The 24,580-nt window shown below is 61.7% G+C and carries 26 protein-coding genes; 7 read left to right on the top strand and 19 right to left on the bottom strand.

What is annotated here, in order from left to right; genetic code table 11:
- Positions 1-37: 37 nt before the first annotated feature.
- Together BT204_RS21965 and BT204_RS21960 are read right to left on the bottom strand one after the other, a co-directional pair.
- Positions 38-799, bottom strand: a complete 762-nt coding sequence (locus tag BT204_RS21965) for a YdcF family protein (RefSeq protein ID WP_072448260.1) — start codon at positions 797-799, stop codon at positions 38-40.
- Positions 800-896: 97 nt separating this feature from the next.
- The gene (locus BT204_RS21960; protein ID WP_034126911.1) at positions 897-1,202 is read right to left on the bottom strand and encodes a hypothetical protein; all 306 of its coding nucleotides are present in this window, start codon (positions 1,200-1,202) and stop codon (positions 897-899) included.
- 261 nt (positions 1,203-1,463) lie between these two features.
- Between BT204_RS21960 and leuS the strand changes: the two genes are divergently transcribed.
- The 5 genes from leuS (at position 1,464) to BT204_RS21935 (ending at position 7,626) form a co-directional block, all read left to right on the top strand.
- Positions 1,464-4,070 (top strand): leucine--tRNA ligase, encoded by a 2,607-nt coding sequence (leuS, locus tag BT204_RS21955; RefSeq protein ID WP_072448258.1) that lies wholly within the window; start codon positions 1,464-1,466, stop codon positions 4,068-4,070.
- An 87-nt stretch (positions 4,071-4,157) separates the two neighbouring features.
- The gene (gene lptE, locus BT204_RS21950) at positions 4,158-4,763 is read left to right on the top strand and encodes an LPS-assembly lipoprotein LptE (RefSeq protein WP_014720078.1); all 606 of its coding nucleotides are present in this window, start codon (positions 4,158-4,160) and stop codon (positions 4,761-4,763) included.
- A 39-nt stretch (positions 4,764-4,802) separates the two neighbouring features.
- Complete coding sequence (holA, locus tag BT204_RS21945; protein WP_072448256.1) at positions 4,803-5,840, top strand: DNA polymerase III subunit delta; 1,038 nt, start codon at positions 4,803-4,805, stop codon at positions 5,838-5,840.
- Between the two features lie 234 nt (positions 5,841-6,074).
- Positions 6,075-6,239: an alternative ribosome rescue factor ArfA gene (gene arfA / locus BT204_RS21940; RefSeq protein WP_003176285.1), complete on the top strand. Its 165-nt coding sequence runs from the start codon at positions 6,075-6,077 to the stop codon at positions 6,237-6,239.
- Positions 6,240-6,300: 61 nt separating this feature from the next.
- Positions 6,301-7,626 carry a lytic murein transglycosylase gene (locus BT204_RS21935; RefSeq protein ID WP_003194458.1) on the top strand — a complete coding sequence of 442 codons (1,326 nt, stop codon included), beginning with the start codon at positions 6,301-6,303 and terminating at the stop codon, positions 7,624-7,626.
- Between the two features lie 115 nt (positions 7,627-7,741).
- Here BT204_RS21935 and BT204_RS21930 read toward each other — a convergent pair whose 3' ends face one another.
- From BT204_RS21930 to BT204_RS21870, 13 genes are all read right to left on the bottom strand, one after another.
- Positions 7,742-8,662 (bottom strand): S66 peptidase family protein, encoded by a 921-nt coding sequence (locus BT204_RS21930; protein WP_057975549.1) that lies wholly within the window; start codon positions 8,660-8,662, stop codon positions 7,742-7,744.
- A 152-nt stretch (positions 8,663-8,814) separates the two neighbouring features.
- Positions 8,815-9,816, bottom strand: a complete 1,002-nt coding sequence (gene lipA, locus BT204_RS21925; RefSeq protein WP_161793230.1) for a lipoyl synthase — start codon at positions 9,814-9,816, stop codon at positions 8,815-8,817.
- 25 nt (positions 9,817-9,841) lie between these two features.
- Positions 9,842-10,489: a lipoyl(octanoyl) transferase LipB gene (gene lipB, locus BT204_RS21920; protein WP_072448254.1), complete on the bottom strand. Its 648-nt coding sequence runs from the start codon at positions 10,487-10,489 to the stop codon at positions 9,842-9,844.
- On the bottom strand, positions 10,489-10,770 hold the full coding sequence (locus BT204_RS21915; RefSeq protein WP_005791752.1) for a DUF493 domain-containing protein: 282 nt from the start codon (positions 10,768-10,770) through the stop codon (positions 10,489-10,491). Before BT204_RS21915 ends, lipB begins: the two co-directional genes overlap by 1 nt.
- A gap of 85 nt (positions 10,771-10,855) precedes the next feature.
- A complete protein-coding gene (locus tag BT204_RS21910; RefSeq protein WP_003194468.1) occupies positions 10,856-12,013 on the bottom strand; it encodes a D-alanyl-D-alanine carboxypeptidase family protein in 1,158 nt (385 codons plus the stop codon).
- A gap of 183 nt (positions 12,014-12,196) precedes the next feature.
- On the bottom strand, positions 12,197-13,201 hold the full coding sequence (locus tag BT204_RS21905) for a septal ring lytic transglycosylase RlpA family protein (protein ID WP_032895156.1): 1,005 nt from the start codon (positions 13,199-13,201) through the stop codon (positions 12,197-12,199).
- On the bottom strand, positions 13,201-14,211 hold the full coding sequence (gene mltB / locus BT204_RS21900) for a lytic murein transglycosylase B (protein ID WP_054896188.1): 1,011 nt from the start codon (positions 14,209-14,211) through the stop codon (positions 13,201-13,203). The genes BT204_RS21905 and mltB overlap by 1 nt, the downstream gene beginning before the upstream one ends.
- A gap of 17 nt (positions 14,212-14,228) precedes the next feature.
- Positions 14,229-15,332: a rod shape-determining protein RodA gene (rodA, locus tag BT204_RS21895; RefSeq protein ID WP_044268991.1), complete on the bottom strand. Its 1,104-nt coding sequence runs from the start codon at positions 15,330-15,332 to the stop codon at positions 14,229-14,231.
- A gap of 31 nt (positions 15,333-15,363) precedes the next feature.
- A complete protein-coding gene (mrdA, locus tag BT204_RS21890) occupies positions 15,364-17,262 on the bottom strand; it encodes a penicillin-binding protein 2 (protein ID WP_034126905.1) in 1,899 nt (632 codons plus the stop codon).
- Positions 17,263-17,277: 15 nt separating this feature from the next.
- Positions 17,278-17,745: a 23S rRNA (pseudouridine(1915)-N(3))-methyltransferase RlmH gene (gene rlmH / locus BT204_RS21885; RefSeq protein WP_003176297.1), complete on the bottom strand. Its 468-nt coding sequence runs from the start codon at positions 17,743-17,745 to the stop codon at positions 17,278-17,280.
- 9 nt (positions 17,746-17,754) lie between these two features.
- On the bottom strand, positions 17,755-18,249 hold the full coding sequence (gene rsfS / locus BT204_RS21880) for a ribosome silencing factor (RefSeq protein WP_003176298.1): 495 nt from the start codon (positions 18,247-18,249) through the stop codon (positions 17,755-17,757).
- 66 nt (positions 18,250-18,315) lie between these two features.
- Positions 18,316-18,960, bottom strand: coding sequence for a nicotinate-nucleotide adenylyltransferase (gene nadD / locus BT204_RS21875; RefSeq protein ID WP_003194480.1), 645 nt, complete (start codon positions 18,958-18,960; stop codon positions 18,316-18,318).
- Positions 18,960-20,225 carry a glutamate-5-semialdehyde dehydrogenase gene (locus BT204_RS21870; RefSeq protein ID WP_034126904.1) on the bottom strand — a complete coding sequence of 422 codons (1,266 nt, stop codon included), beginning with the start codon at positions 20,223-20,225 and terminating at the stop codon, positions 18,960-18,962. Before BT204_RS21870 ends, nadD begins: the two co-directional genes overlap by 1 nt.
- A gap of 175 nt (positions 20,226-20,400) precedes the next feature.
- Between BT204_RS21870 and BT204_RS21865 the strand changes: the two genes are divergently transcribed.
- Positions 20,401-21,084: a DNA-3-methyladenine glycosylase gene (locus BT204_RS21865; RefSeq protein ID WP_072448252.1), complete on the top strand. Its 684-nt coding sequence runs from the start codon at positions 20,401-20,403 to the stop codon at positions 21,082-21,084.
- Positions 21,085-21,240: 156 nt separating this feature from the next.
- Positions 21,241-22,557: a bifunctional DedA family/phosphatase PAP2 family protein gene (locus BT204_RS21860; RefSeq protein WP_072448250.1), complete on the top strand. Its 1,317-nt coding sequence runs from the start codon at positions 21,241-21,243 to the stop codon at positions 22,555-22,557.
- On the opposite strand, the gene BT204_RS21855 is transcribed toward BT204_RS21860, so the two are convergent.
- From BT204_RS21855 to BT204_RS21840, 4 genes are all read right to left on the bottom strand, one after another.
- Positions 22,551-22,766: a hypothetical protein gene (locus BT204_RS21855; protein WP_034126901.1), complete on the bottom strand. Its 216-nt coding sequence runs from the start codon at positions 22,764-22,766 to the stop codon at positions 22,551-22,553. The two genes, BT204_RS21860 and BT204_RS21855, sit on opposite strands and share 7 nt — an antisense overlap.
- A gap of 100 nt (positions 22,767-22,866) precedes the next feature.
- Positions 22,867-23,457 (bottom strand): LON peptidase substrate-binding domain-containing protein, encoded by a 591-nt coding sequence (locus tag BT204_RS21850; protein WP_034126900.1) that lies wholly within the window; start codon positions 23,455-23,457, stop codon positions 22,867-22,869.
- A 22-nt stretch (positions 23,458-23,479) separates the two neighbouring features.
- Entirely contained in the window at positions 23,480-24,196 is a 717-nt protein-coding gene (locus tag BT204_RS21845; RefSeq protein ID WP_034126899.1) for an LrgB family protein, read from the bottom strand.
- Positions 24,193-24,546 (bottom strand): CidA/LrgA family protein, encoded by a 354-nt coding sequence (locus BT204_RS21840; RefSeq protein WP_054896192.1) that lies wholly within the window; start codon positions 24,544-24,546, stop codon positions 24,193-24,195. Before BT204_RS21840 ends, BT204_RS21845 begins: the two co-directional genes overlap by 4 nt.
- Positions 24,547-24,580: the final 34 nt, after the last annotated feature.

The following is a 24,580-nucleotide window of genomic DNA, read 5'->3' as shown; positions in this document are numbered from 1 at the left end:
GCAAGCCAGCTCCTACATTTGATCTCCTGTGTTGCACCTATCGGTAGAACAATCGATACCCCACCTGCCCCACCACTTCATTGATCAACTGCCCGCTTTGCCACACCGCCTTGACCTCCGGCATCCAGCCACCCAGCGGTCGGCCATGGTCGACACCCAAAAAGCCCACCGGCCCCGGCACCACGGTGAAGCCGGCCTTTTCAAAACTCCACACCGAACGCGGCATGTGCCAGGCCTGGGTCACTACCACTACACGCTTGATGCCTTGCGGCAACAAAATCTCGGCGCTCATCTGGGCGTTTTCCCAGGTAGTGCGGCTGCGATCTTCTTTCCAGCGCACGGTGACACCGAAGTCATCCTGCATCGACACGGCCATCAGCTCGGCCTCACTGGGCGGCGTGCCGTAGTGCAAGCCGCCGCTGGTCAGCACTGGCAAACCGGATGCCTTGGCCAGCCGCGCGGCAAAACGCTCACGTTCCAGGCCAATTCCGGTGGGCTGGTCGCTGCCCCACGCAATGTCTCCACGCTCGCGCCCCGAGCCCAGCACCACAATCGCATCGGCACGCTGGGCCAGGGTGGCCCAGTCTTCCTGGGCCAAAGGCGGCTCTGTCTCCAGGGCACGGGCGCCCCATTGCACCATCACTGGTAGGCTGATCAACCACATTCCGCCCAGCCCCAGGGCAAAGCACAAGCCCGCCAGGCGCGGACGGCTGCGGCGAAACCACCAGGCACACGCCAACAACAGCAGAAAAATACCGGGCGGCAACAACAGTTGTTTAATGAAATAACGAAAAGGCATCGGGCATCTCCAAAGATGCCCGAAGCCTAGATGCATCGGGGTTTTGCAACAATCCTTACCGACAACATTTTGATAACGCTAACGGATAACGCGGGGCTCACTTGCACCGCACGGAGCGGAAGTTCTCTGGCCCGCGGCCGGTCGCCAGGTCTTTGAGCCAGATGACCTTGGCCGAATGAGCGGGCGGGGAAGCCTGCCCATGGGAGGCGCGGTCGTGATTCAACGCCAGATAGTTCTTGATCAATTCAAGCTCCGCCAGGCTCAAGCCTCGCAACTCCAGCTCCAGAGGCCGTTCATCACGCAATCGGCCTGCGGTTCTTGCGGCGTCCAATGCCCGACCCAAACGGTCGATCAATCCTTCATACAACTGCGGTTTCGTTAAAGTTCGCTGCGATTCAACCATCCCCTCACCTCATTGAAGAAATACTTGCTCCCCACTAAACAGCGTAGCCCCCGTTGCTGCGCCTGCCCGGTGCCGCGACAGACGGCCCTTGGCGCGCAATCAGGGTTTCCCTCGATAGAGTGGGGTCATGTATGCTACGGCGCTTCCTGTAACTCCACTTCCCGCAGGGTTTGGGCACGGACGCGCCGCTTCTTGGTGTCGAACAACCCGGACAGTGCACCGAAGAGGATTAGGCCACCCTTATCCAGTTCAAAAGTAGCCATGCACGAACAATATCAGCCCCGTGAAATAGAAAATGCCGCCCAAACCTTCTGGGACGAGCAAAAGTCCTTTGAAGTCAGTGAACAGCCGGGCAAGGAGACTTACTACTGCCTATCGATGTTCCCTTACCCCAGCGGCAAGCTACACATGGGGCACGTGCGCAACTACACCATCGGCGACGTGATTTCGCGCTACCAGCGCATGCTCGGCAAGAACGTGTTGCAACCCATGGGTTGGGACGCCTTCGGCATGCCGGCAGAAAACGCCGCGATGAAAAACAACGTGGCGCCCGCCAAGTGGACCTACGAAAACATCGCCTACATGAAGACCCAGCTGCGCAGCCTGGGCCTGGCGGTGGACTGGTCCCGCGAGGTCACCACCTGCAAGCCGGATTACTACCGCTGGGAACAATGGCTGTTCACGCGCCTGTTCGAAAAAGGTGTGATCTACAAAAAAAGCGGCACCGTGAACTGGGACCCGATCGACCAGACCGTACTGGCCAACGAACAGGTCATCGACGGTCGCGGCTGGCGTTCCGGCGCGCTGATCGAAAAGCGCGAAATCCCGATGTACTACTTCAAGATCACCGCCTACGCGGATGAACTGTTGTCGAGCCTTGACGATCTGCCGGGCTGGCCTGAACAGGTCAAGACCATGCAGCGCAACTGGATCGGCAAATCCAAGGGCATGGAAGTGCAGTTCCCGTACAACGTCGACTCCATCGGCGAAGCCGGCGCACTCAAGGTGTTCACCACCCGCCCCGACACCCTGATGGGCGCGACCTACGTCGCCGTGGCCGCCGAACACCCGCTGGCCACCCAGGCCGCACAGAACAACCCTAAGCTGCAGGCGTTCATCGCTGAATGCAAAGGCGGCAGCGTGGCCGAAGCCGATGTCGCCACCCAGGAGAAAAAAGGCCTGCCGACCGGCCTGTTCGTCGAGCACCCGTTGACCGGCGAGAAACTGCCGGTTTGGGTCGCCAACTACGTATTGATGCACTACGGCGATGGCGCCGTCATGGCCGTGCCGGCCCACGACGAGCGCGATTTCGAATTCGCCACCAAGTACAGCCTGCCTATCAAGTCGGTCGTGCGCACCAGCTCGGGTGATACCAACCCCGCTCCGTGGCAAGACGCCTACGGCGAGCACGGCACGCTGATCAACTCCGGCGAATTCGACGGCCTGGACTTCCAGGGCGCGTTCGACGCCATGGAAGTAGCCCTGATCAAGAAAAACCTCGGTGCCTCGCGCACCCAGTTCCGTCTGCGTGACTGGGGCATCAGCCGCCAGCGCTACTGGGGTTGCCCGATCCCGATCATCCACTGCCAAGCCTGCGGTGACGTGCCGGTACCGGAAGACCAACTGCCGGTCGTGCTGCCAGAAGACGTGGTGCCGGATGGTGCTGGCTCGCCGTTGGCGCGCATGCCCGAGTTCTACGAGTGCAGCTGCCCTAAATGCGGCGCGCCGGCCAAGCGTGAAACCGACACCATGGACACCTTCGTCGAGTCCTCGTGGTATTACGCTCGTTATGCCTCGCCGCACTATGAAGGCGGCCTGGTGGAGAAATCCGCAGCCGACCATTGGTTGCCAGTGGATCAGTACATCGGTGGCATCGAACACGCCATCCTCCACCTGCTGTACGCGCGCTTCTTCCACAAGCTGATGCGTGACGAAGGCCTGGTGAGCTCCGATGAGCCATTCAAGAACCTGCTGACCCAGGGCATGGTGATCGCCGACACTTACTATCGCCGCGAAGCCAATGGCGCCTACACCTGGTTCAACCCGGCGGATGTCGAGCTTGAGCGTGACAGCAAGGCCAAGGTCATCAGCGCGAAGCTGAAAGCCGACGGCCTGCCGGTGGAAATCGGTGGCACCGAGAAGATGGCCAAGTCCAAGAACAACGGCGTCGACCCACAGTCGATGATCGATCAGTTCGGCGCCGACACCTGCCGCCTGTTCATGATGTTCGCCTCGCCGCCTGACATGAGCGCCGAATGGTCCGACTCGGGCGTCGAAGGCTCGCACCGTTTCCTCAAGCGTGTCTGGCGCCTGGCCCACGCTCATGTCAGCCAGGGCCTGCCGGGCAAGCTGGATATCGGCGCGTTGAACGACGAGCAGAAAGCCGTTCGCCGCAGCATCCACCTGGCTATCCGCCAGGCCAGCCAGGACGTTGGCCAGAACCACAAATTCAACACCGCCATCGCCCAGGTGATGACGCTGATGAACGTGCTGGAAAAAGCCTCGCAGGCGACCGAACAAGACCGTGCGCTGATCCAGGAAGGCCTGGAAACAGTTACCCTGTTGCTCGCGCCGATCACGCCGCACATCAGCCATGAACTGTGGAGCCGTCTGGGCCACAGCGGTGCCGTCATCGATGCCGCCTGGCCGGTGCAGGATGACAGCGCCCTGGTACAGGACACGCTGCAACTGGTCATCCAGGTTAACGGTAAACTGCGTGGCCAGATCGACATGCCGGCCAGCGCCAGCCGTGAAGAGGTTGAAGCAGCTGCACGTATCAATGAGAACGTGCTGCGCTTTACCGAAGGCCTGACCATCCGCAAGGTGATCGTGGTACCCGGCAAACTGGTCAATATCGTCGCCAGCTAAATCGGATCGGGCGCGGGGCTTGGCCCCGCGCCGAACTAAACCTTTAGGGCCCGATAAGGCCCACCTGGTTTCAAGGGGAGCAACAAAATGATCAAACGCAATCTGCTGGTTATGGGCCTTGCCGTGCTGTTGAGCGCTTGCGGCTTCCAGCTGCGCGGCACCGGCACCAATGAGCTGTCGCTCAAGGAACTCGACGTCAGCGCCCGCAACGCCTACGGCGAAACCGTCACCCAGCTGCGCCAGACCCTGGAAAACAGCGGTGTGCACGTGTACAACGGCGCAACCTACAAACTGATCCTGACGGATGAGCGAGAAACCCAGCGCAATATCAGCTACGCCAGTGCTGGCCGTGCGTCCGACGTCGAGTTGAACACGGCGCTGATGTTCGAAATACAAGGCCGTGATCAGTTGCCGTTGATGGGTGACAAGATCCAGGTGCAGAAAGTGGTGAGCCACGATGGCAACAACCTGGTGGGTTCGGACTCCGAGACCATCCAGGTGCGCAAGGAAATGCGTCGTGAGCTGATCCAGCGCATGATGACTCGCCTGCAAATGCTCACCCCGGAAAAACTGGCTGAGCTGCAGCAAGTGGCCGACAACAAGGCCAAGGCTGACGCCGACGCCCTGAAAGCCGCGCAGGAATATGAAGACAACACACCGAAACAGTCGCCTGTTGAAGTCCCTGTCGAGTAAGCCAGACGGGGCGCCCCTGGCGCCCCGTTCGCCCCGCCTATGAAACTTGCCCCCGCCCAACTCGCCAAGCACCTGCAAGGTGGCCTTGCGCCTGTCTATATCGTCAGCGGTGATGACCCGCTGCTGTGCCAGGAAGCGGCCGACGCTATTCGCACCGCCGCACGCCAACAAGGCTTCGATGAACGCCAGGTCTTCAGTGCCGACGCCAGTTTCGACTGGGGCACGCTGCTGCAAGCTAGCGCGAGCATGTCGCTGTTTGCCGAGAAACGCCTGCTGGAACTGCGCCTGCCCTCGGGCAAGCCGGGCGATAAAGGCGCGGCGGCCCTGATGGAATACTGCTCGCGCCCCGCCGAAGACACCGTGTTGCTGGTCAGCCTGCCCAAGCTCGACGGCAGCGCGCAGAAAACCAAGTGGGGCAAGGCCCTGGTTGAAGGTCCACAGACTCAGTTCATCCAGATCTGGCCGGTGGACAGCAACCAGTTGCCGCAGTGGATTCGTCAGCGCCTGTCTCAATCAGGTCTCGCTGCGACACAGGATGCCGTGGAGCTGATCGCCGCTCGGGTCGAGGGCAACCTGCTTGCCGCCGCCCAGGAGATCGAAAAGCTCAAGCTGATGGCCGAAGACGGGCAGATCACCGTCGAAACCGTGCAAGGCGCAGTGGCCGATAGCGCGCGCTTTGATGTGTTCGGCCTGGTGGACGCCATCCTCAACGGCGAGCCCGCCCACGCCCTGCGCATGCTTGAAGGCCTGCGCGGCGAAGGGGTGGAACCCCCGGTGATTCTCTGGGCCCTGGCCCGTGAGCTGCGCGTGTTGGCGAACATTGCGCTGCAATACAGCCAGGGCACACCGCTGGACAAATGCTTCAGCCAGGCCCGGCCACCGGTGTGGGACAAGCGCAAACCCCTGATGAGCAAAGCCCTGCAACGGCACTCGGCGCAACGCTGGGCGCAACTGTTGCTGGAAGCGCAGCGCATCGATGCACAGATCAAAGGCCAGGCGGCCGGCTCGCCGTGGATGAGCCTGAGCCGTCTGTCGCTGTTGATGGCCGGCCAGCGCCTGGCGTTGCCTGCCGAATAAACCCTTCTGTACAACAGCACAAAACCCTGTGGGAGCTGGCTTGCCTGCGATGGCGGTGTATCAGTGCCCTTTGTGCCAACTGACCCACCGCCATCGCAGGCAAGCCAGCTCCCACATTGACTCTGCCCACTGCTTATTTGCGACATTTCCCACCTATCGACGGGCTTTACAGCCGGCCCACTTCGGCAGATGATTTGCACCGCTGCATTCCACCCCCAAGCGAGAGAATCCATCATGAGCAAAAAGCCATCCAAGCATGGCCCCAACAAAGCCAAATCCATCATCGCCCAGCCACTGTTCCGCAGCCGTCAGGAACGCGCCGGCAAGGGCAAAGGCAGCTACCGCCGCGAAGCCTTCCAGTCTAATAGCTGGGAGGCTTCTTACTTTCTGGCTGCCTGAAGGCAAGCGCCCCTCTGGCATGATAAGGTCTGTACCTGATTTGTAACCCCTGGACCTGTGCATGCCCTCTCGTCTTTCTCGTCATTGGCACCTACGCCAATTGATCGCTGCCTCCAGCCTCATTCTGCTCGTCGCCTGCGCCGAAAAACCTACCGCTGCGGACGCTCAACCCCTGCCCAAGCTCCAGACGGCCCCGGCTATCGCGCCTGCCGTGGTGGCCCCGTTGGCGGTGGACAATCTCGATATCCAGCCGACCCAGACCTTTGCCGAATGGCAAGCTGGCTTCCGTGCTCAAGCGCTGCAAGCCGGGATCACTGCGGCCGTGTTCGATAACGCTTTTGCCGGCGTCACCCCTGATATGGCGGTGATTCGCGCCGACCGCAGCCAACCGGAATTTTCTCGCCCGGTGTGGGAATACCTCGACGGTGCACTGTCGCCGGTGCGCGTGCGCAATGGCCAGGCACTGCTGGTCAAGTACGCCGATATTCTGCAAAGCATCGAGCAACGCTATGGCGTCGACCGCCAGGCGCTGGTCTCGGTGTGGGGCATGGAGAGCAACTTCGGCGCTTTCCAGGGCAATAACTCGGTGATCCGCTCCCTGGCCACCCTGGCCTATGAAGGACGTCGGCCGGCCTTTGCGCAAGCGCAGTTGCTGGCAGCGCTGCAGATCATCCAGCATGGCGATATTCAGGCCGACCAGATGAAAGGTTCCTGGGCCGGGGCGATGGGCCAGACCCAGTTCATCCCGACCACCTACAACACCCATGCCGTGGACTTTGACGGTGACGGTCGCCGCGATATCTGGAACAGCCCGTCCGACGCCCTCGCCTCCACGGCGCATTACCTGCAAAGCTCGGGGTGGCAGAAAGGCCAGCCGTGGGGCGTTGAAGTACAGCCGCTGCCGTCGGGCTTCGACTACAGCCTGGCCGATGGCGGCGTGCGCAAGACCGTGGCGCAATGGCTGCAACTGGGCATCCAATTGCCGCCTGGCGTGAGCCTGCCGGCCAATGTCGACCAGCTGTCCGCCGCCCTGCTGCTGCCGGCCGGCTACCGTGGCCCGGCGTTCCTGGTGCTGGATAACTTCCGCGCGATCCTCAAGTACAACAATTCGTCGTCCTATGCATTGGCGGTTGGCTTGCTGTCGGAGCGATTTGGCGGCGGCGGTGTGATTCGGGGCAGCTGGCCAAAAGATGAGCTGCCACTGAGCCGTTCGCAACGCATTGACCTGCAGACGGCGCTCAGCGCCAAAGGCTATGACGCGGGTAATGCCGACGGGATTATTGGCGCCAACACGCGCAAGGCGATTCGGGCTGCACAGCAGGCGCTGGGCTGGCCGGCGGATGGGTATCCGACGGTGAAATTGCTGGAATCGCTGCAGAACCGCTGAAGTGATCGCTCCCACGCTCTGCGTGGGAGTGCTGCCTTGGACGCTCCGCGTCCGCGGCTGAAGAGGGTGACGCAGAGCGTCACTGGAGGAATTCCCACGCAGAGCGTGGGAACGATCAGGCCTTGAACACTACATCCTGCTCCAACACCACCCGCTGCTCCCCCGCATCCAGGCGCACCAAGGCGCCCATCGGCAATGTCAGGTTCGGGTCGCAATGCCCACTGCGCCAGCCTGCCAGCACTGGAATGCACAGCGGCTCAAAGGTCTGCTTCAGCAGATGCGCCAACGCCGCGCTATCCACACCGGCCACATCCCCTACCAGCACACCGGCGACCTGGGCCAGCTTGCCAGCCAATCGCAGGTGAGTCAGCAATCGGTCGATGCGATAGAGCGGTTCGTTGACGTCTTCGATAAACAGGATGATGCCGTCAGCGTCTATTTCGTACGGCGTGCCCATGACTGCGGCGATCATCGACAAGTTACCGCCCAGCAAGCGCCCACAAGCCACACCGGGCTCGATTGTGATCAACGGGTAGGCCATCGGGTGCGGCAGCACACTGCCGGCGCCCCGTTGGCCACGCAGCAGGCTGAACAAAGAGGATTCGGTGGGCGGCTGTTTGCCACCGAGCAGGTCGGCATTGAGCATCGGGCCATGGAACGTCACAAAGCCCGCATAGCGGTTGATGGCCAGGTGCAAGGCGGTGATATCGCTGTAGCCCACAAACGGCTTGGGGTTGGCGCGCAGCAGGTCAAAGTCCAGCGCATCGAGCAAACGGGGCGTGCCATAGCCGCCACGCAGGCAGAGGATGGCATCGATGTCGGGGTTGGCGAAGGCGGCATGCAAATCGCGCAGGCGCACTTCATCGCTACCGGCCAGGTAGCCGTCGCGCTCGTGCACACCAGGGAAAATGTGCAGGTCGTAGCCACGGGCACGCATCCATTGCCGGGCTTTTTCAACATCCAGCGCGGCGGGGCCGGCGGGGGCGATCAGGCCGAGGGTGCCTTCGGGGCGCAGTGCAGGTACGGCGGCGGTCATCCATGGTTCTCCCTATATGACGCAGAACGAAATGTGGGAGCTGGCTTGCCTGCGATGCAAGCGCCTCGGTGTATCAGTGACACCGAGGTGATGCTATCGCAGGCAAGCCAGCTCCCACACAAGCCCGCATTTCACATTGATCCTGGAGCGGCTTACGAAACCAGGCTCGCCTTGACCAGCTTGGCCTGCTCATCGGCGTGGTACGAAGACCGCACCAACGGGCCCGAGGCCACGTTCTTGAAGCCCATCTTGTAGCCTTCCTCGGCGAACCAGGCGAAGGTGTCCGGGTGCACGAAGCGCTGCACCGGCAAGTGGCTGCGGGACGGTTGCAGGTACTGGCCCAGGGTCAGCATGTCGATGTCGTGTTCGCGCATGCGCTTCATGACTTCGATGACTTCTTCGTCGGTTTCACCCAGGCCCAGCATCAAGCCGGACTTGGTCGGGATGTGCGGCATCATCTGCTTGAATTTCTGCAGCAGGGTCAGCGACCACTGGTAGTCCGAACCCGGGCGCGCCGCCTTGTACAGGCGCGGCACGGTTTCCAGGTTGTGGTTGAACACATCCGGCGGCTCGGCAGCGGTGATGTCCAGGGCGACGTCCATACGGCCCCGGTAGTCCGGCACCAGGGTTTCGAGCATCACGTTCGGCGACAGCTTGCGGATCTCGCGGATGCAGTCGGCAAAGTGCTGGGCACCACCGTCACGCAGGTCGTCGCGGTCCACGGAGGTGATCACTACATACTTGAGCTTCAGGTCGGCGATGGCGATGGCCAGGCTTTCTGGCTCGTTGACGTCCAACGGCTTCGGACGGCCGTGGCCGACGTCGCAGAACGGGCAGCGACGGGTGCAGATGTCACCCATGATCATGAACGTGGCGGTGCCGCCAGAGAAGCACTCGCCCAGGTTCGGGCAGGAGGCTTCTTCGCATACGCTGTGCAACTTGTGTTTGCGCAGCAGCGACTTGATACGGTCGACTTCCGGCGAAACCGGGATGCGCACGCGAATCCAGTCAGGTTTCTTCGGCAGTTCGGTGGTCGGGATGATCTTGACCGGGATGCGTGCAACCTTCTCGGCGCCGCGCAGCTTGACGCCGGCTTCCACCTTGGCACGCGGGGCCGGGGCTGGACGCTCAGTGATGTCCAGCGTCGGGATCATGGTTTGCACAACATCAGTAGTCATATCAATCGATTCCGCCCGTCAGGGTCGTCTGCTCTGCATAGTCGAGGTGTTTGACGAGCTGCGCGCGCAGCCGGGCACTTACCTCGGCAAATTCTATGGATGTTGCATGGTCACTCAACTGGGTCATCGCAAGCCCGGCGTAACCGCACGGGTTGATCCGTCGGAACGGCGCCAGGTCCATGTCCACATTCAAGGCCAGGCCATGAAAGGAACAACCGAGGCGAATGCGCAGCCCCAGGGAGGCGATTTTCGCGCCATCCACGTATACACCCGGTGCATCGGGCTTGGCCACGGCGGTCACGCCGTAACTGGCCAACAGCTCGATCAGGCACGTCTCCATGCGGCTGACCAGGTCGCGCACGCCAAACCCCAGCTTGCGCACGTCCAGCAGCAGGTAAGCCACCAGTTGACCGGGCCCATGGTAAGTCACTTGACCCCCTCGGTCGACCTGCACCACCGGAATATCACCCGGCAGCAGCAAGTGTTCGGCCTTGCCGGCCTGGCCCTGGGTGAATACCGGCGGGTGTTCTACCAGCCAGATTTCATCCGGGGCCAAAGTGCCGCGCTCATTGGTAAAGCGCTGCATGGCATGCCAGACCGGCTCGTATGCCATCCGGCCGAGCTCGCGAAAGCCCAGGACTTGCGACATCACAGCACCATATGCACGAAGCCGGTGGCTCGCAGTTCGCTGTTGATGTTGTAGAGCTGGTCTTGATCGGTCGCAACGATGTGCAACTGGATCGTGGTGTACTTGCCGGTGGAGCTTTGGCGCTCGTCCACGCGGTTGTCGTTGATCGTCGCGTGCTTCCTGACGATCTCGAGAATCTTGTCCTTGCGGCCGACACCGGTATCGCTGATCACCTTGACGGGATAATCCGTCACAGGAAATTCGATCTTTGGCGCCTTTACTTCTACGTCTTTATCGGTCATGGCAGAACAGCCTCGTAAGCGCTAAGCCGTGGCGACGGGCAAAGCCCCGCGTTGGATCAACGCGGGGCTTTGCAGGTGCACACAATCAGTTGAACAAGCCGTAGAAGAATAGACGGATGCTATCCCATACGCGGCGGAAGATACCACCTTCCTCGACAGCGTCCAGCGCGATCAGGTCGGCGCTGTGCACCACCTTGTCGTCCAGCTTCACTTCGACCTTGCCGATCACATCACCCTTGGCGATTGGCGCAACCAATTGCGGGTTCAGGGTCATGCTGGCGGCGAGCTTTTTCAGCTGGCCTTTAGGCATGGTCAGGGTCAGGTCGTCGGCCAGGCCGGCCTTGACTTGCGACGTCGCGCCCTTCCACACCGGCGCGGTCGCCAGCTCAGCACCCTTCTGGTAGAAGGTCTGGGTTTCGAAGAAGCGGAAGCCGTAAGTCAGCAGTTTTTGCGTCTCGGCCGCACGGGCCTGCTCGCTGTTGGTGCCGAATACCACGGCGATCAGGCGCTGGCCATCACGTACGGCGGACGACACCATGCAGTAGCCGGCTTCGTCGGTGTGGCCGGTCTTCAGGCCATCGACGGTCTTGTCGCGCCACAGCAACAGGTTGCGGTTAGGCTGCTTGATGTTGTTCCAGAAGAATTCCTTCTGGGAGTAGATCGCATAGTGCACCGGGTCAACGCGGATGATGGCGCGCGCCAGGATCGCCATGTCATGAGCCGACGAATAGTGCTCTGGGTTCGGCAGGCCGGTCGGGTTCATGAAGTGGCTGTTGGTCATGCCCAGCTCACCGGCGGTTTTGTTCATCATGTCGGCGAAGGCGTCTTCGCTGCCGGCGATGTGCTCGGCCAGGGCGACGCTGGCGTCGTTACCGGACTGGATGATGATGCCGTGCAGCAGGTCGCTCACGGTGACTTGCGAACCCACCTTGATGAACATCCGCGAACCACCGGTACGCCAGGCGTTTTCGCTGACGGTAACCGGGTCGTTTTCGCCGATCTGGCCGCGACGGATTTCCAGGGTCGCGATGTAGGCAGTCATCAGCTTGGTCAGGCTGGCAGGCGGCAGGCGTACATCACCGCCGTTTTCGACCAGCACGTTGCCACTGGCGGCGTCCATGAGGACCCACGACTTGGCGGCCAGTTGCGGGGAGGCCGGCACCATTTCAACCGCCCAGGCGGCTGGGGTGATGATCAGCGAGATAAGCAGGCACGTACGTTTGGCTAAGGTGGTGATGTTCATCCGTCTCTCGAAATTGCTTATGGAAACTTGCCCTCGCGGGCAAAACTATTCAGACAGCCCGCTTCCAGACTGTCACGTGTTCGGTTGCCCGCTCACCCCTTGCCCCTGGGTTTTTATTGTTCAACGAGCCAACAACCAGGGTTCAAGCGCGCATGCGCGTCTGAGCCATCAATCCGTTACTGCTTATTCTGCGGTGACCACGCTGGGTTGCCCCAGATTGGCCAGACGCACGCTGTTCTGCACTTGTGCCACTTCGCTCGGCGAGCCGATAGGGCCCATGCGTACACGGTGCAAGGTTTGCTGGTTACGCACGATGGAACTGATGAAGACCGGCGCGCTGACCATGCCGCTGAGCTTGGACCTTAACAGTTCTGCCGCATCCGGGTTGGCGAAAGCGCCGACCTGCAGGTATTGCCCACCGGCCATGGAGGCGCCCGCTGCCGCGTGAGGTACCACCACGGTATCAGGCGCATGCTGGGCAGGTGGCGGGGTCCATTGCTCGATCTTGCCGGTGGAGGCCGTCACTTGCGGTTGCGGGGTTGGCGGTTCGTTGAGCATCAACGGCGCGGGTTTGCCACGCTGGGCCCAATACTGCGCCGGATCGATGCCTTCGACCTTGACCCGTGCGGTGCCGGTTTCGGCATAACCGAGTTTCTTGGCGGCCGCGTAGGACAAGTCGATGATCCGGTCCGAATAGAACGGCCCACGATCATTGACCCGCAGGATCACGGTGCGATTGTTGTCCAGGTTGGTCACGCGCACATAGCTAGGCAGCGGCAGGGTCTTGTGGGCCGCGCTCATGCCATACAGGTCATACACTTCGCCGTTGGCGGTGTTCTGGCCATGGAACTTGGTGCCGTACCAGGACGCGGTGCCTGACTGCACGTAAGTCTTGGATTCCTGCAGCGGGAAGTAATTCTTGCCCAGCACGGTATAGGGGTTGGCCTTGTACGGGCCGGTGTGCAGGGTCGGCGTGGCGTCCGGGATTTTCGACACATCCACATCCCACCACGGCGCGCCGTCTTTGTGCGCGCGGTTGATGTCCAAGCCCGGCTGGGCACGTACCACCGCACCGCCCGCCTTCTTGGCCGGCGCACGGTTAGGGGTGGTGGAGCAACTGGCTACCAACAAGGACAACGCGGCGAACGCCACCAGCTTGAGCGGTTTTTTGAACGGCGATACCCGCATTACTTGTTGCCCCGTGCTTGAACCAGCTCATCTGACAGCTGATGCACGGCCATGGCGTACATCACACTGCGGTTATAACGCGTGATTGCGTAGAAATTCTTCAGGCCCATCCAGTATTCAGGGCCATTTGCGCCTTCCAGGCGGAATGCCGTCACCGGCATGTCGTCGCGTGGCGCATTCTGACTCGACCAGCCCAGCGCTCGCAACTCCCCGACGGTCTTGACCGGTTCGATACCTTGGGTCAGGCCCTCGTCGGCGCGCTCGCCCGTGACATCGGCGCGGATAACCACCGGCTCGCCGGCGACCCAGCCGTGGCGCTTGAAGTAGCTGGCCACGCTGCCGATGGCATCGTCGGGGTTGCTCCAGATATTGATGTGCCCGTCACCGTCGAAATCCACCGCATAGGCGCGAAAGCTGCTCGGCATGAACTGCGGCAAGCCCATCGCCCCGGCGTAGGAGCCCTTGAGGCTCAGCGGGTCGACCTGCTCTTCGCGGGCCAGCAACAGGAATTCGCGCAGTTCCTTGCGGAAGAACTCGGCGCGGGGCGGGTAATCGAAGCCCAGTGTCGACAAGGCGTCGATCACCCGGTAGCTGCCGGTGTTGCGCCCGTAGAAGGTTTCGATGCCGATGATCGAGACGATCACCTGCGCCGGCACGCCGTACTCCTGCTCGGCGCGGGCCAGTACCGCCTCGTGCTGGCGCCAGAAATCCACGCCGCGGGCGATGCGCGCATCAGTGAGGAACATCGGGCGATAGTCCTTCCACTGCTTGACGCGTTCGGCGGGCCGGGAGATGGCGTCGAGGATCGCCTGCTTTTTCTGGGCTTCGCGGAACACGCCCATCAGTTGCTCACCGGCAAAACCGTAGTCGCGGGTCAGCTCACCGACAAATTCGGCAACCTGGGGAGAGCCATCGTAGTCACCGGCCTGCGCCTCTTGCGTTGCCCCCAGCAGCCCGATCAGGCCCATCCAGGTCGCATGCCGAGTCGCCCAGCCGCGCATTACTTGCATTGACATCTTCACCTTATTCAAACCTGTGCGATCCACTTGCGATGCGTATGAATCGACATCAAAACCCCAAACGCTGACAGCAATGTCACCAGCGAAGTTCCGCCGTAGCTAATGAATGGCAACGGCACCCCAACCACCGGCAGCAGGCCACTGACCATACCGATGTTGACGAAAACATAAACAAAAAAAGTCATGGTCAGGCTGCCGGCGAGCAATTTGCCGAACAGCGTCTGCGCCTGGGCAGTGATCACCAGGCCGCGACCAATCAACAGCAGATAAATCAGCAACAACGCGCAAATGCCCACCAGACCGAATTCTTCGCCCATCACCGCGATAATGAAGTCGGTGTGGCTCTCGGGCAAGAAGTCCAGGTGAGACTGGGTGCCCAGCAACCATCCCTTGCCAAATACCCCGCCGGAACCGATGGCCGCCTTGGATTGGATGATGTTCCAGCCAGTACCCAGCGGGTCGCTCTCCGGGTCGAGGAACGTCAGGATCCGTTGCTTCTGGTAGTCGTGCATGAAGAAGAACCACATGGCCACGGCCACGGGCACGGCGGCTGCCAGCACGCTGAGGATCCAGCGCCAGCGCAGGCCGCCCATGAACAATACGAACGCGCCACCGGCGAGGATCAGCAACGAGGTGCCAAGGTCCGGCTGGCGCACGATCAACACAAAGGGCACACCGATCAGGATCAGGCTGATCGCCACGTGCTTGAGCTGCGGCGGCAAGGTGCGCTTGGAGAGGTACCAGGCAATGGTGGCGGGCATCAGGATCTTCATGAATTCCGACGGCTGGAAGCGAATCACACCGGGGATGTTGATCCAGCGCGTGGCGCCCATGGCGTTGTGGCCCATGACGTCCACCACCACCAGCAACAACACGCCGGCGACATACCCCAAGGGCACCCAGCGCGCCATGAAACGCGGCTCCAACTGGGCGATCACCACCATCGACAGCAGGCCCAGGCCAAACGAGGACGCCTGCTTGATCAGCAGGTCCCAGTTCTTGCCGCTGGCCGAATACAGTACAAAAAGGCTGCCGGCCGCCAGGGTCAGCAGCAGGATCAGAAGGGGGCCATCAATGTGCATGCGTTGCAGCAACGTCGCACGGCGACGCATCACATCTTCGCTGGAGAGGATGCGGTCAAAATTACTCTTCACGGGCCGTAACCTCGGGGCTTGAAGGGGGGCCGCCATACTCGGGCTTGAGCCGGCCATCGTCGGCCAGCAGCCAGGCGTCCATCACCTGGCGTACCACTGGGGCCGCGACGCCGGAGCCGGACTCGCCGTTCTCGACCATCACTGCCACTACGATCTTCGGGTCTTCCGCCGGGGCAAAGCCGACAAACAAGGCGTGGTCGCGGTGGCGCTCCTGCACCTTGGAGCGGTCATACTTTTCGCCTTGTTTGATCGCGACCACTTGGGCGGTACCACTTTTGCCGGCAATGCGGTATTGAGCGCCAATTGCCGCTTTGCGCGCAGTGCCGCGAGCGCCGTGCATCACCTGCTGCATGCCGTGGTTGACCTTGGCCCAATCGGACGGGTCACGCAGCACAATGTCAGGAATCGGATTGTCGTCCACCGGCTTTTCGCCTTCGATGGTCCTGGCCAGATGCGGTCGGTTCCACACGCCTTTGTTCGCCACCAGCGCCGTGGCCTGGGCCAGTTGCAGCGGAGTGGCCTGCATATAGCCCTGGCCGATACCCAGGATCAGGGTTTCGCCGGGGAACCACGCCTGGCGGCGGGTCGCACGCTTCCACTCCCGCGACGGCATCAGGCCGGGGGATTCTTCGAACATGTCCAGGGAGACTTTCTGACCGAGGCCGAACTTGCCCATGTAGGCAGACAGCCGATCAATTCCCAGTTTATGGGCCAGGTCGTAAAAATAGGTGTCGTTGGAGCGCATGATCGCGGTGTCCAGGTCGACATAGCCGTCACCGGAGCGGTTCCAGTTACGGTACTTGTGATCGTAGTTGGGCAGCATGTAGTAGCCAGGGTCGTACACCCGGCTTGAGGCCGTGACCACGCCAGCATCCAGGCCGGCAATCGCCACCGCCGGCTTGATGGTCGAGCCCGGTGGGTACAGGCCGCGCAACACACGGTTGAACAGTGGCCGGTCGATGGAATCACGCAGCTCTGCGTAGGCCTTGAAGCTGATGCCAGTCACAAACGGGTTGGGGTCGAAGCTGGGCTGGCTGACCATCGCCAGCACTTCGCCAGTCTTCGGGTCCAGCGCCACTACGGCACCCCGCCGACCGCCCAGGGCCATCTCGGCAGCTTCCTGCAACTTGATGTCCAGACTCAGGACAATGTCCTTGCCAGGCACCGGATCGGTGCGCTTGAGCACGCGCAATACGCGACCACGCGCATTGGTCTCGACTTCCTCGTTACCTACCTGGCCATGCAACTCGGCCTCGTAGAAGCGCTCGATACCGGTTTTGCCGATGTGATGGGTGCCGCTGTAGTTGATCGGGTCGAGGGTTTTCAGCTCTTTCTCGTTGATCCGCCCCATGTAGCCAACGGAGTGGGCAAAGTGCGGCCCTTGCGGGTAATGCCGCACCAACTGCGCCACCACTTCCACACCCGGCAGGCGGAACTGGTTCACCGCAATACGGGCGATCTGCTCTTCGGTCAGCTCGAACAGGATCGGCACCGGCTCGAACGGCCGGCGCCCCTGCCGCATGCGCTTCTCGAAGACGGCCCGGTCTTCCGGCGTCAGTTGCAGCACCTCGACGATGACATCCAGGACCTGCTTCCAGTCGCCGGAGCGTTCACGGGTCATGCTCAGGCTGAAGCTGGGCCGGTTATCGGCAACCACTACGCCATTGCGGTCGAAAATCAGCCCACGGGTCGGGGGAATCGGCTGCACATGCACCCGGTTGTTTTCCGACAGCGTGGAGTGATAGTCGTACTGGATCACCTGGAGGAAATACAGCCGCGCAATCAGCACGCACATCAGCACCACCACCAAGACAGCACCGAACACCACCCGCGCGCGTACCAGACGTGCGTCTTTCTCGTGGTCCTTGATGCGGATCGGCTGGGTCATCGGGGGCAGCGCAGACTATTTGTGGTAAGGGTGCCCGGACAGAACTGTCCAGGCGCGATACAGCTGTTCACCGATCAGAATCCTTACCAACGGGTGCGGCAACGTCAGCGCCGACAGCGACCAGCGCTGATCGGCCCGCGCACAGACTTCCGGCGCCAGCCCTTCCGGGCCGCCGACCATGAAATTGACCGTGCGCGAATCCAGGCGCCAGCGATCCAGTTCCACCGCCAGTTGCTCGGTGCTCCAGGGCTTGCCGTGCACTTCAAGGGTGACGATGCGCTCATTGGGGCCGACCTTGGCCAGCATGGCTTCGCCTTCCTGACGGATAAAGCGCGCCACGTCGGCGTTCTTGCCCCGGGTATTGAGCGGTATTTCCACCAGCTCAAGCGACAGCTCAGCGGGCAGACGCTTGGCATATTCGTGCCAGCCTTCTTCCACCCACTTGGGCATGCGTGAACCGACAGCGATCAGACGCAGGCGCACAGCCGTTCCTTATTCCTGGTCTTTGTTGAGCTTGTCGAAGTGCGCGTGGCCCACTTCCGGGCTGTGGTGCTTGCCATCGGCGGCACGGCTCTGCTCGGCGCCTTTCCACAGACGTTCCAGGTCGTAGAACTGGCGAGCATTGGAGGTCATCATGTGAACGATCACATCGTCCATGTCCAGTAGCACCCAGTCGCTGTCGCCCTTGCCTTCTTCACCCAGTGGCTTGACGCCCTGGGCTTTGACGGCTTCGCGAACCTTGTCCAGCATCGCGCCGATCTGGCGGTTGGAGGTACCGGTGGCGATGATCATGAAGTCGGTGATGCTCTGCTTGTCGCGCACGTCCAGCACCTGGATGTCCTGGGCTTTAACATCTTCCAGGGCAGCCACGGCGACTTTCACCAGCTCTTCGCCAGCCAATTCCGGGCCGACATGGGCTTCAACCGGCAGCGGCGCGCTTTTGAAGGTGCCTTTGCGCTTAACTTTGCTTACGTCTTTGTTCGTCATATAAAACTCGTTTTGCTCGTATGTTCGGGCGCTTGCTGCACGGTTCGTGCGTTCAAGCGCGCCTTTTCAGTTCGACGCACGGTAAAGCCCGTGCGCATCGATGTAGGCCAGGACCGCGTCAGGCACCAGGAAACGTACCGACTTCCCGCTGGCCAGCAGTTGACGGATCTGGGTGGCGGACACCGCAAGCGGGGTCTGCCAGACGAATGCAATATTCCCGTTCGGCCCGGTCAGGGCCAAGGGGTCACTTACCGACCGCGCGGCCAGCAGGTTGCGCAAGGCATCCGGCGGTTCGCTGTCGGCATCCGGGCGTTGCAAAACCAGGATGTGGCAATGCTGGAGGAGTTCCTCCCAGCGGTGCCAAGAGGGCAGGCCGCAAAATGCGTCCCAGCCCAAAAGCAGAAACAGTGGGTCATCCGCGGCCAATTCGGCGCGCATCAGCTCCAGGGTGTCGATAGTGTAGGACGGTTTATCGCGCTTGAGTTCGCGATCGTCCACCACCAGCGGCGATATACCTTCCACGGCAACACGCACCATTTCCAGGCGTTGCTCGGCGGCCACCTGCGGCGTGTCGCGATGGGGCGGCCGGAAATTGGGCAGCAGGCGCAGCTCATCCAGCGCAAGGGCATCCGCGACTTCGAGGGCACTGCGCAAATGGCCGATGTGCACGGGGTCGAAAGTACCGCCGAGCAGCCCGATGCGTTTAGTCATCAAGTGCGCACATGACCGTCGCCAAACACCACGTACTTCTCACTGGTCAGCCCTTCGAGGCCCACCGGGCCGCGTGCGTGGAGCTTGTCGGTGGAAATACCGATCTCAGCCCCCAGGCCGTACTCGAAGCCGTCGGCAAAACGCGTCGAGGCGTTGACCATCACCGAAGCGGAATCCACTTCGTTGAGGAAACGCCGGGCATCGCTGAAATGCTCGGAAACGATGGCGTCGGTGTGCTTGGAGCCATAGGTATTGATGTGTTCGATGGCCTGGTCCAGATCGTCGACGATGCGGATCGACAGGATCGGGGCCGTGTACTCGGTGTACCAGTCCTGCTCGGTCGCCTCGATGACGTCCGCACCCAGCAGCGCACGGGTGCGCTCGCAACCGCGCAGCTCTACCGATTTGTCACGGTAGATGGCGGCCAGCGGCGGCAGCACGCGCTCGGCAATGCCAGCGTGCACCAGCAGGGTTTCCATGGTGTTGCACGGCGCGTAGCGGTGGGTCTTGGCGTTGTCGGCAATGCGAATCGCCTTGTCGAGGTCGGCGGCGATGTCGATGAACACATGGCAGACGCCGTCCAGGTGCTTGATAACTGGCACCTTGGCATCGCGGCTGACGCGCTCGATCAGGCTCTTGCCACCCCGCGGCACGATCACGTCGACGAATTCCGGCATGGTGATCAGCGCGCCCACGGCAGCACGGTCGGTGGTTTCCACTACTTGCACCACTTCAGCCGGCAACTCGGCCACGGCCAGGCCCTGCTGGATGCAGGCGGCGATGGCGCGGTTGGAATTGATCGCTTCGGAACCGCCACGCAGGATAGTGGCGTTGCCAGACTTGAGGCACAGGCTCGCGGCGTCGATGGTCACGTTCGGACGCGACTCATAGATGATGCCGATCACGCCCAGGGGCACGCGCATCTTGCCCACCTGGATGCCGGACGGCAGGTAGCGCATGTCGCGAATTTCACCGATGGGGTCAGGCAGCTTGGCCACCTGACGCAGGCCTTCGATCATGTCGTCGATACGTGCCGGGGTCAGCGCCAGGCGGTCCAGCAGGGCTGGCTCAAGGCCGTTAGCGCGCCCATTGGCCAGGTCCAGCTCGTTGGCGGCGGTCAACTCGGAGCGCGAAGCATCCAGAGCATCCGCAGCCGCCAGCAGCGCACGGTTCTTCTGCGCGGTGCTCGCACGGGCGATCAACCGCGAGGCCTGCCGGGCAGCGCGACCCAGGCGGGTCATGTAGTCAAGAACGGACTCAGTCATGGTCAGGGAGTCTTGGCAAAGAGGAAAGCGGCAGATTATAGCTGTGACGCCGCCCGACTGACAGCGGTGAGGGGCGGATGGTCGAAATGAACTGTAAAAACCCCAGGTTCAGCCGTAATTAAGGTGAGAGTTGTTATGATTCGGTCACATTTAGCCGTATCAACCCTTGACCGCCATGCCCGACTTTCCCCCGCTGCTCCCCGCCAGCCCGCTGCCCGATAGCTTCTTCGACCGCGATGCCCAACTGCTTGCGCGTGAATTACTCGGAAAAGTCATTCGTCATCGTGTGGGCGATCTCTGGCTTTCGGCGCGAATTATTGAAACCGAAGCCTATTACGTGGCCGAAAAAGGCAGCCACGCCTCACTCGGCTACACAGAAAAGCGTAAGGCTTTGTTTCTGGGTGGTGGCCATATCTACATGTACTACGCCCGTGGCGGTGATTCGTTGAACTTCAGCGCCCACGGCCCGGGCAATGCCGTGCTGATCAAATCGGCCTATCCCTGGGTCGACGAAATTTCCGGGGCGGCGAGCCTGGCGCAGATGCTGTTGAACAACCCCAACCCCGACGGCAGCCCACGCCCCTCGCAGAAGCTGTGTGCAGGCCAGACGCTGCTGTGCAAGGCACTGGGCCTGAAAGTGCCGATGTGGGATGCCAAGCGCTTCGATCAGGAACTGCTGTATGTCGAAGACGTGGGCCAGGTGCCCACGCAGATTATCCAGACCACGCGCCTGGGCATTCCCACTGGGCGCGATGAGCACTTGATGTACCGTTTCGTCGATGCTGGCTATGCGCCTTATTGCACGCGGAACCCGCTGCGTCGGGGGCAGGTCGAAGGCCGGGATTATTTTTTGATTTAACGCGCGACACATCCCATGTGGGAGCTGGCTTGCCTGCGATAGCGGTGTGTCAGGCAACTTCAATGCTGGCCATGCCGCAGCCATCGCCGGCAAGCCAGCTCCCACAGTTGAATTTCACCGTCTCAAATTCTGTTTTGTATGCATGGAGTGGATTGTATGGGCCAATGGCTCGATAGCATCACCGGCTGGTTGACCCTCAACCCACAATGGCTGGCAGCGGCGGTGTTTATTGTCGCGTGTGTGGAATGCCTGGCGATTGCCGGGTTGATCGTGCCAGGCACGGTATTGCTGTTTGCAATCGCCGCGTTGGCTGGCAGCGGTGCGCTGTCGCTGAGTGAAACCCTGCTGCTGGGCTTCCTCGGCGGCTTATTGGGCGACGGCGTTTCCTATTACCTGGGCCGCCATTTCCATCAGAACATCCGGCGCCTGCCCGGCCTGCGCCAGCATCCTGAATGGATGAACGGCGCAGAAACCTACTTCCACAAGTACGGAATCGCCAGCTTGTTGGTCGGACGCTTCATCGGCCCATTGCGTCCCATGCTGCCCATGGTCGCCGGCATGTGCGACATGCCCTTCCCGCGCTTTGCCGCTGTGAGCATCATTGCCGCAGCGGGTTGGACCGTGGCCTATCTGCTGCCGGGCTGGGCTGCCGGCGCCGCGTTCCGTCTGCCCTTGCCGGAAGGCTTCTGGCCGGAAGCGGCGATTATCGCGGCGTGTCTCGCGGTGTTGCTGGGGATGAGTTTGAACAGCAGTTGGCGCGGGCATCGGCGCACCACCTTGTGGATTGGTTGCGCCAGCCTGGTGTTGTTGGTCGCGCTGTTTATCGGCTACCCCCATCTCAATGACTTCGACCAAGGCCTGAGCGCACTGGTGCAGGAGCATCGCAGCCCGTGGCTGGACGAGGTGATGGTACGGGTCACCCAACTGGGTGAGTTCAAGAAGATGTTTTTCGCCAGCGCCGTGTTCACTGGCCTGCTGCTGTTGGCACGGCAGTGGCGCCACGCCGTATTTGTCGGCGCCACCCTCGCTGGCGCGGCAGTGATTAACACCGGCACCAAGCTGTTTTTCGCCCGTGGCCGCCCGGAAATCCTAACGGACCCGCTGACCAGCTTCAGCATGCCCAGCGGCCATGCCTCCGGGGCCTTTGCCTTCTTCCTGGCGCTCGCGGTATTAGCCGGTCGCGGCCAACCTACGCGGCTGCGCCTGACCTGGATGCTGCTGGGCTGCATTCCCGCGGCGTTCATTGCCTTGTCGCGGGTGTACCTGGGCGCCCATTGGCCCACGGACATCCTGGCCGGCACCTTGCTGGCAATGACCGTGTGTGCGTTCAGCCTGACGGCAATCGAGCACCGCAGCCCATTGCCAGCCATGTCGCAAAAAGCCTGGTGGCTGGTGCTGCCCGCCGTGGTGGCCGTGCTCGGTTTCATCGCCTTTACCGGTACGCCCCACGCACTGCTCAGGTACGCCTATTGACCCTTGGCCGGGCCGATCCAGTCCACGGAGGCGCTGCGCCGTTCAGCGTAACGCTCGCGGCGCTCCAGCAGCATCTCATCGGCCATTTCGGCGGCGCGCTCGGTGATGTACTCCGCGCCACGCGTGGCTTCCTGCTGGAGTAATTGCGTGGTCACGCTGACAAAATAAGCGTCCCACGCGACTTGTTCCGAGGGGGTCAGCCGAATCATGGTTATCTCCGATCATTGTTGTGCGATCGGAAAATAGTGCAGGCGGCGCAGTGGAGGCGACCGAGCAAAGTCTGAAAGCTCTGTCAGGCAAATCCGAACATCAGGTGAACAGCTCGCCCTGCAATTCATCGAGCAACAGTTGGATCGCATCCAGGCGTTGCCCTGGGTCGTCCAGTTGCAGCAAGTCGATCTTGTCGGCCTCGCTAAATGGAAGCAGATAGGCCAACTGATTGCTCAGGGCTTGCTGGCCTTCGGCCTGGCCGCCCATGTCCAGCGAGGCCACCATCGGGTGTTCGGCCAGGGCCTCAAGCAACGCCAGCAAGTCGGCGTCCTCTTCGCCCAGCGGCTGGTCCGGCAATTCTTGCAGCCATTGCACATCAGCCACCAGCAACTGGTCTTTCTGCACGCCGGCCTCACGCACGCGGAAACGACGGCCACCTTCGACGCGAATGCCCAGCAGGCCGTTGTCCTGCTGTTTGAAGTCACGAATCAGCGCTTCACAACCGACAAGCGCATAACCGTCAGGGGCCGTGCCCACTTCCGAGCCATCCAGGATGCACACCACACCAAAGCCTTCGCCCTTTTTCATGCAACGGCCGATCATGTCCAGGTAGCGCGCCTCAAATATCTGCAAGTCGAGGGTGCAGCCCGGGAACAGCACAGTGTTGAGGGGGAATAGCGCCAGACTCATAACGGCTTCCTTAAAACCTGGGTTAAACAATGACCGACACCGCCAACGGCAGGAACACCGCCGTGGCCACGCCCATCAAACTCATGGCCAGCGCCGCGAAGGCGCCGCATTCTTCGCTTTCCTGCAGGGCTACCGAAGTGCCGACAGCGTGGGCGGTCATGCCCAGGGCCATGCCCCGCGCTTCGGGGCTGCGTACACCCAGGCGCGACAAGAGCGCTGGACCGATCATCGCGCCGACCACCCCAGTGATCAATACAAACACCGCCGCCAAGGCCGCCACGCCGCCGATCTGCTCGGCCACCAGCATGGCAATCGGCGAGGTGACCGACTTGGGCGCCATGGTCATCAGCACCCTGTGCTCGGCCCCGAACCACCATCCCAACGCCACACAAAGGCCGGTGGCCAATACTCCGCCTACCACCAGCGTAGTAAATATCGGCCAGAACAATTGGCGAATCCGTCGCAGGTTCAGATAAAGCGGCACCGCCAGGGCCACGGTCGCAGGCCCCAGCAGGATGCCCATGATCTCGGTGCTCTTGCGGTATTCGGCGTAGCTCAGCCCGCAGGTGAGCAGCACGCCGATCACCAGCAGCATCGACACCAGCACCGGCTGCAGGAAGATCCAGCGGGTTTTCTCGAACCCCGCCAGCACCAGTTGATAGGCACCCAGGGTGATACCGATACCGAACAGCGGGTGATGAATGACCGCCGTCCAGGCGCCCTGCCAGTCGAGGATCATTGGTCCTTCTCCTTGCGCTTGACCATCTGCTGCATCAGCACACCGACAAAGCCCATGGCGATCACCAGCGACAACACCAACGCCCCGACGATGGCCCAGAAATCCGCCACGATGTCCTTGGCATACACCATCACTCCCACGGCCGGCGGCACCAGCAGCAGCGGCAGGTAACGCAACAGGCTGCCGGCCGCCAGGCTCAGGGGCTCGCCGACTTCACCGCGCCAGACCAGAAAGCCCAGCATCAGCAACAAGCCGATGATCGGCCCCGGGAGTACCGGCACCAGCAAATGATTGATCGCGGTGCCGATCATTTGAAACAGCACCAGCCAGGTCAGGCCACGTAACAGCATCCCGCTCTCCCCCCTCAAAACTCGCGCGCATTAT

This window comes from Pseudomonas sp. NFPP02 (genome assembly GCF_900119355.1).
GTDB classification, from domain to species: domain Bacteria; phylum Pseudomonadota; class Gammaproteobacteria; order Pseudomonadales; family Pseudomonadaceae; genus Aquipseudomonas; species Aquipseudomonas paracarnis.
This window is presented reverse-complemented; position numbering and strand designations above follow the sequence as displayed.